A 6,928-nucleotide genomic window follows, 5' to 3' on the forward strand; every position below is an offset into this window, starting at 1 on the left:
GCTCGTTACTTACTGCTGGTAAAATTTAAATATTAATGTAACTATTAATTCTCAAATTTATAATAAAATATTAATTGTTAATTCGACGTTTAATTATTTTTTTTTACATTGCCTGCCGTTTAACCAATATTAATCAATTATGAACAGGAATATCAAATTAATGTTTTTGATGGCTGGTACTGCCGCAATTTTGAGCAGTTGTCATCAACCAAATGCATCTTCTTCAAAGGGTGCAGATTCCACTTTGGTGGTTGCCGGGACAGCCTTGCCCAAGGCAGCAGCATTTAAGAAAACAGTTGATGGGAAAGAGGTACAATTGTATTTCCTGAAAAATAAAGCAGGCAGTGAGGCTGCTATAACAAATTTTGGAGGTAGGCTAGTATCTTTATTGGTTAAAAATGATAAAGGAGAATTGGTGGATGTTGTATTGGGACACGATCAGCTGGAGGGTTATCAGAAAAAGCAGGAATTCTTCTTTGGAGCCCTGGTTGGAAGGTATGCCAACAGGATTGCTTCCGGAAAATTTAGCCTGGATGGGAAAACGTATCAGCTACAGCTTAATGATGGTAAAAACACTTTACATGGTGGTTTTGATGGCTATTACAAACAGGTTTGGGATGCAAAACAAACAGATGATCATACGCTTGAACTGAGTTATTTGTCTAAAGACGGAGAAGCTGGTTATCCTGGAAATCTCCAGGTTAAAGTGGTCTATGAACTGACTGAAAATAATGAATTAAAGATCAGCTATAAGGCTACTACAGATAAGGCTACTGTGCTTAACCTGACCAATCACGCTTATTTCAATTTGAATGGCGCAGGTGATTCTACCATTACAGATCATCTTTTAACCATCAATGCCGATGAAATTACACCTGTAGATGAAACTTTGATCCCAACCGGGAAATTGGAAAAAGTGAAAGGAACGCCATTTGACTTTACCAAACCAACACTGATCGGCGCGCGTATCAACGACAGCGACGAACAGTTAAAAAGGGGAAAAGGCTATGATCATAATTTTGTGTTGAGGCCATCAAAGGATATTCGTTTAGCTGCGACCCTGCACAGTACCAAAACAGGGATCTTTATGGACGTACTGACCGCAGAGCCTGGCCTGCAATTTTACAGTGGTAACTTTTTGACCGGTAAGGAAACCGATGGAAAAGGAAATAAAAGTTACGGATACCGTTCTGCACTGTGCCTGGAAACCCAGCACTTTCCGGATTCACCCAATCAGCCCTCTTTCCCTTCTACGGTGTTGAAACCGGGACAGGAATATAAAACCACAACGATTTACAAGTTTTATACAGATAAAAAATAATTACAGAGAAGATCCCTGACCATGTCAGGATCTCCTTTTGTTTTTTTAACAGCTCTTTGACGAACCAGTTAATATCGGACTGGTTTTGATTAAAATCCTTTAAGATCGAGGTTTGAGGAATGTTTAGGTTTGATCGGAACAACAAACTAAAACTATGTTTTTCTTAAACCGGGCCAAGGGCCTCATCTTTTGTCTGCTGATGGGTTTGAACCTGTACGGACAATCTAAAAAGCATACGGACCCGGCAGCCGGGAACCCGCTACTACCTGGATACTTTGCGGATCCAACGGTAAGGAAATTCGGTGACACTTATTACATTTATGCAACCACAGATGGAAATGGCGGCGGTTTTGGACCTTCGCAGGTTTGGAGCTCCAAAGATTTTGTAAACTGGAGTTTGCAGGATATGAACTGGCCCACTACGCATCATTACTGGGCCCCCGATGTTACGCAAGCCAGGGATGGGTTTTATTACATGTATTATTGTCAGCCTGTAGAAATTTTTGGTGCACGCTCTTCCAGCCCAATCGGCCCCTGGACAGCTTTATTACCTGATGGAGTACCAGTAGTTAAGAATTTTCTCGTACCGGATGTTATTACACTGGATGGACAGACTTTCAAAGATGACGATGGAAAGATGTATATGTTCTGGGGGACATGGGGGATTTACCCCAATCATGGTTGCGGGGTTGGGTTGCTGAATCCGGATATGAAGTCTTTTGCTAAACTTGATAAAATTCCCAATACAGTAGCTAAAGATTTTTTTGAAGCCCCCTTTATGTTTAAAAGAAACGGGATTTATTACCTGACCTATTCTTCCGGACGTTGTGAGGACGACACCTACAGAGTCCAATATGCGATCAGTAGAACTGGACCGATGGGGCCTTTTGAATATGGCAAGAACAATCCGATCCTGAGTACCAGTGCTGACGGTACGGTCCATGGCCCGGGGCATCAGTCTGTTCTCCAGGAAGGCAATGATTTCTATATGATTTATCACCGGCACAACAACCCGCATTCGGGAGGAGGTTATCATAGACAGGTGGCCGCGGATAAAATGGTTTTTGATGCAGAGGGCAATATAGAAAAGATCATACCCACGCATCTTGGGATAGGTTATCTGGCCAAAAACAGCAACCCTGTGCCAAATATTGCCCTTGGAGCTCAGGTATCTGCCTCGTCATGCTATAGTGAAGATTTTAAACCCGAATTTGCACTGGATGATAACAACGGAACCTTATGGAAACCCAGGAACAATACCAGCGAAGCCTGGTTGAAGATGGATCTTAGGGAACTGAAAACCATTAAGATTATACAAACACAGTTCGAATACGCAACCTGGTATTATCAATACCTGATCGAGTATTCAACAGATGGATTGAACTGGGCTGTCTTTGCTGACAGAAGCAAAAACACGATCCATGGCAGTCCAATGATCGACCGGGGGGATGTAAAAGCACGGTATCTGAGGTTAAGTATTTTGAATACAGAATATCCCGGGTTGAATAAAGCGGTTTGGAATTTCAAGGTTTTTGCAGAGGATAAATACCATCCCGAAAGCCATATTGTAGCTAAAGATCCGTCTAAAACTCCTGAGTTTAAGCCTAAAGGTTTGCTGGTAGACCTGGATGCGAATGCTTTTGACCTTGGTGCTATAGTATCAAAGTGGCCTAATTTGGGCAAATTGAGTGGATCTTTTTTGAATGGGTCTGCTAAATTACCCACAGTTGATATTGTTGCTGGTAAAAAAGCGGTGGTTTTTGATCAGGGCTCTTATCTGGATGCTGATTTTAAGGCACCCGGCTCTTTAAACGGCAACAGCAGTTTTTCCGTGGCAGTTTGGGTGTTTAACCCTGTTGTTGAAGATGAAGAACCAATCCTGTCCTGGACAGCGAGAGGGGGAGTGGATATGACCAATGGGACCCTGGGCTACGGGCGCAATAAAAACTGGGGGGCTGCGGCCCATTGGGGTTGGGCAGATATGGCCTACAAAACCTTACCCGCTGCGGGAAAATGGCATCATATTGCGCTGGTGTTTGATGGCACAACAGAAAGACTGTATGTGGATGGTCTGCCCGATCGTGAAGAACTAAAAATGCTTTTTATTGCCAATTTGAGGAATTTTCGCTTAGGTACTACAGCTGATAAAAATGCTTTTTTTTCCGGTGCACTGGCGTCATTAAAGATATATGATGTGCCATTGTCATTGGAAGAAATACAGAAAATGGTTAAAGAAGAGCCTTATTCTGATGCCGCAATTTCTCTTTCTCCCGGAAAATTGAATTATGGAAATCTAAAGGAATGGAAGAATGAAGGCCACCTGGGTGGGCGTTTTTTTAGCACAGAAGTTTCACCGATAGTACAGGATATTCAGGGTAGGATGGCAATTGATCTGGGCAAGAAGAGAGCCCTGAAATTTACGGACAGTTTTCCGGTGGAGCTTGCAAAGCATGCCTCATGGATTGTTCTGGCCAAAGGAAAATGCTTTAAGGATAAGAACTGGCATCATGTTGTACAGGTTGTTCAACAAAAGCAGCATCAGAATTATGTCGACGGAGTTTTGCGTACAGATGTTGATTTTGAGCTCTCATCGGTAAAAAATGACACCCTTTTTATCGGATTAAATAAAACAAAGAATGCACCAGATGCAATTGCTTCTTTGACGGTTTTAAACCGGGCGATTGAAGCAGCAGAAGTGAAAAATTTATATCAAAAATGGAACAGCACTGTAGCTGCAGCAAGCCCTGGTGCGGTTTTTTCGACATCACCCAAAGCACTAAGCCCTCATATGGTTACTATGCGTGCCGGAACAGCAGATCTCCCTGGCCGGCTTAAGACGTATTATTTTTATGATACTAAAGAGAGGAACAGTGGCTGGACAAGCGAACCTGATTATACTTTTTATGACCTGGAGGCTGATCAGGCTTATACATTTATGCTGAAGGTAAGAGACAATTATGGAAATGTGACAGCCGCCTCGGCAAAGGTAGAGGTGAAGACGGATGTAAAGCAGTTCCATATTTTTGAGGAGGCTTTTAGCCGTACTGTTGATTATCGTTTAGAAAAAGGTTTGTGGGATGGTTCTTTAGGAAAAGCAGATACACTGAAAAGTAATGCCGGCGTTTTAACTTTATCTTCCAGCGGAACACACTGGGATGGGGCTGAGCCTCAAGGTCCCTTTCTGTACAAAGAGGTAAGCGGAGATTTTATAGTGGAAGCAGAAGTGAAAGACGTGAGTGGTCTTGCAGAAAAGAAAGCAAACGGAGCTAATGACGTGGGACTAATGGTATGTACTTCGGATACCTCATTTCAATTGATTCAGAATAGTGTTTTTCCGGGCTGGGGCATGGGTAATATGGTTACCAGTCTGGACAGAAATGGCCGGATTCAAAATAGCAATGCTGCTGGTTGGGATTTTTACAGGCATCTGCAAATAGAGCGTAGGGGAAATTGGTTTAGTTTGCGAGGAAGTACAGATGGGCGCCATTGGAAAGAGTTGCCGGGTAGCCCGGTGTTGCGGAAGGATATGGATCAGCAAGTGCTTCGGGTAGGTTTGTTTCAGTGTACTTATGGGCCTCAAAGTGGCTATGGAAAATTTGGACATTTTAAGTTTATTAAGCTTAAAGAATAATTAACTTTTTGGAGGTGAGTTTTTCGTTGCAAATTGGAGAGGAGGGAGCAAACCAGAGTAGCTGTTTGTTTGCTACTTCGGTTATACCTTTGTTGTTGTTGGGTAATGGATAATCCGGCCTTTTAGCGCCGTTTGTTCGGTAAAAGTACCTGTTTACCTAAGTTTCGGCGTAAGAACGGCGAACAAACGGCGAACCAAGACGAAGCCTGTCTCGTCCTGATATCGCTGAACATCGCTATCTGATAATCCTGAAAAAGCAGGGCATAATTATTTCTTAATCCTGAATCGACTTAACGTCCGGTTAAGTTGGACAGGTCAGCTTGGGCAAAATGTCTATTTAGGAGAGGTGATCTTTTGAAATTTCTTAACCAGGGCATAAAAGAAGCCATTTGTATCTCCAAAATACAGTACCTGATCTTCTGCCAGAGGGCTGGAAAGAATAGAACCTAAAGCAAGAATTTTCTTTTCCACTTCAACATAGTTATCACCATATAAAGGAACGTCTTTTCTGAATTTTTCATCTCCGTCGAAGAGACTGGAATATCTGTTTTTACTTTCTTCAGTCTGGAAAATGGAATTGATTTTTCCTGATTCAGGATCAACAAAATAAACTTTCCCGTTGAAGCAGCCAAATACAATCTCCCCATTGAGAACTGTTGCAGATCCATATACACGCATGTTTAATGGCAAGGTCCACTTTATTTTTCCAGATCCGGTATCCATACAATAAAAGCGATGGGTGTCGGATGTTCCAAAGTAGATATTGCCTTTGTAAAAGAATGGGGTAGCAATAATCCAGCTTCCTCTTTCTTTCATATTCCAAAGGCCTGTTCCTGTCTTAAAATCAAGTGCATAAATATTATAGTCCCTGCTGCCAAAAATAATGGCGTTATCGTTGATCAGAGCGGCCTTTTGTACTTCTCCTTTAGGGAAACCAGCATCCCCGACAGTTTTAAATTTCCAGATCAGCTTTCCTGTTTTTGAATCCAGGGCATAAAAGAAACCGTCCCTTGGTTTTAAACTTCCAGCTCAATTTACCCGACTTTTTATTTAAAGCATAAAAACTACTATCTGCACTTCCAAAATAAACCACTTCTCCACTAATTACAGGCGAAGAATGTATGGCGGCTCCGGTAGAAAACTTCCACAACAATTGCTGCTGGCAGTAAGATCTTGAAATCCATAAAACGGAAAATAAAAATGTAAAAAATACGAAGTAGTTTTTGGCGTATGGAGAGCGTGTTTTCATATTCGTTTTTTATCTGTAATTGGTTGATTTCAAATATAGTATGATTTTTCTCTATTTCAACCGGCTGTTCATTTCTTTCATGATCATTGATGCCAGATTTTTCATGATTTGGACCTGGTGCTCACTAAAGGTTCTTGTTTTTTTATCTGTAATGGAGAGGGTACCTATAATTAATCCAGAAGGTTCGATTAAGGGAACACTGGCATAAAATTTTAAGCCATATTCTCCCGCAATAATAGAAGTGCTGAGTAAACATTTTTCCTTTTCTCCGTAATTCAGTATCATAGGTTCAGAATCTAAAATGGCCATGGTACAAAGGCTTTTTTCCCTGGGAATGGAAAGAATTCCATCTGCACCTACTGTGGCTTTAAAGAAAACTTCGTGCAGATCTACAAGAGAGATCAATGCCATTGGAACTTCAAATATTTCAGCTGTGTGTTGAACAATATGATCAAAAAATGGATCTACGGAAGTGGTGATGAGTTTATAACGTTGCAGCGCGGCTATTCTTTGTATCTCCTTGGCGCTTTGCAAGTCAGTGTTGGATGGATTGGTCATTGTTTTCTTTTTAACGATATGCTTTTTTAAACAAGGGACTAAAAATAGAGAATTTGGAATTGTATGTAGATAATTTGCTAAGGTTTCTTTTTTTATGAATATTTAGAGGTAGATACGCATCTGTACATTGGAGCTTAACATAAAATATTGAACGCATTATATGATAAAG

Annotated in this window: 5 protein-coding genes and 1 pseudogene; 2 read left to right on the forward strand and 4 right to left on the reverse strand. The window is 41.3% G+C overall.

Features of this window, described 5'->3' with window-relative positions:
- Positions 1–139: 139 nt before the first annotated feature.
- Positions 140–1,321 carry an aldose epimerase family protein gene (locus DBR11_RS18985; protein WP_233260826.1) on the forward strand — a complete coding sequence of 394 codons (1,182 nt, stop codon included), beginning with the start codon at positions 140–142 and terminating at the stop codon, positions 1,319–1,321.
- A 154-nt stretch (positions 1,322–1,475) separates the two neighbouring features.
- The gene (locus tag DBR11_RS18990) at positions 1,476–4,952 is read left to right on the forward strand and encodes a family 43 glycosylhydrolase (protein WP_199233885.1); all 3,477 of its coding nucleotides are present in this window, start codon (positions 1,476–1,478) and stop codon (positions 4,950–4,952) included.
- Between the two features lie 333 nt (positions 4,953–5,285).
- Here DBR11_RS18990 and DBR11_RS18995 read toward each other — a convergent pair whose 3' ends face one another.
- From DBR11_RS18995 to DBR11_RS19005, 4 genes and pseudogenes are all read right to left on the reverse strand, one after another.
- A complete protein-coding gene (locus tag DBR11_RS18995) occupies positions 5,286–5,768 on the reverse strand; it encodes a PQQ-binding-like beta-propeller repeat protein (RefSeq protein WP_108554207.1) in 483 nt (160 codons plus the stop codon).
- 45 nt (positions 5,769–5,813) lie between these two features.
- Positions 5,814–5,942, reverse strand: a pseudogene (locus tag DBR11_RS30655) (hypothetical protein); the annotation flags it as partial.
- A complete protein-coding gene (locus DBR11_RS19000; RefSeq protein WP_108554208.1) occupies positions 5,905–6,201 on the reverse strand; it encodes a PQQ-binding-like beta-propeller repeat protein in 297 nt (98 codons plus the stop codon). The pseudogene DBR11_RS30655 and the gene DBR11_RS19000, both read right to left, overlap by 38 nt.
- Before the next feature lie 51 nt (positions 6,202–6,252).
- Positions 6,253–6,759, reverse strand: coding sequence for a GAF domain-containing protein (locus tag DBR11_RS19005; protein WP_108554209.1), 507 nt, complete (start codon positions 6,757–6,759; stop codon positions 6,253–6,255).
- Between the last annotated feature and the right edge of the window lie 169 nt (positions 6,760–6,928).

Origin of the sequence: Pedobacter sp. HMWF019, assembly GCF_003061025.1 — a bacterium.
Classification (GTDB): domain Bacteria; phylum Bacteroidota; class Bacteroidia; order Sphingobacteriales; family Sphingobacteriaceae; genus Pedobacter.

Excerpts from the sequence above, each read along its gene's own strand:
- DBR11_RS18985 (WP_233260826.1), top strand. The coding sequence starts at position 140 with ATGAACAGGAATATCAAATTAATGTTTTTGATGGCTGGTACTGCCGCA.
- DBR11_RS18990 (WP_199233885.1), top strand. The coding sequence starts at position 1,476 with ATGTTTTTCTTAAACCGGGCCAAGGGCCTCATCTTTTGTCTGCTGATG.
- DBR11_RS18995 (WP_108554207.1), bottom strand. The coding sequence starts at position 5,768 with ATGAAAGAAAGAGGAAGCTGGATTATTGCTACCCCATTCTTTTACAAA.
- DBR11_RS19000 (WP_108554208.1), bottom strand. The coding sequence starts at position 6,201 with ATGAAAACACGCTCTCCATACGCCAAAAACTACTTCGTATTTTTTACA.
- DBR11_RS19005 (WP_108554209.1), bottom strand. The coding sequence starts at position 6,759 with ATGACCAATCCATCCAACACTGACTTGCAAAGCGCCAAGGAGATACAA.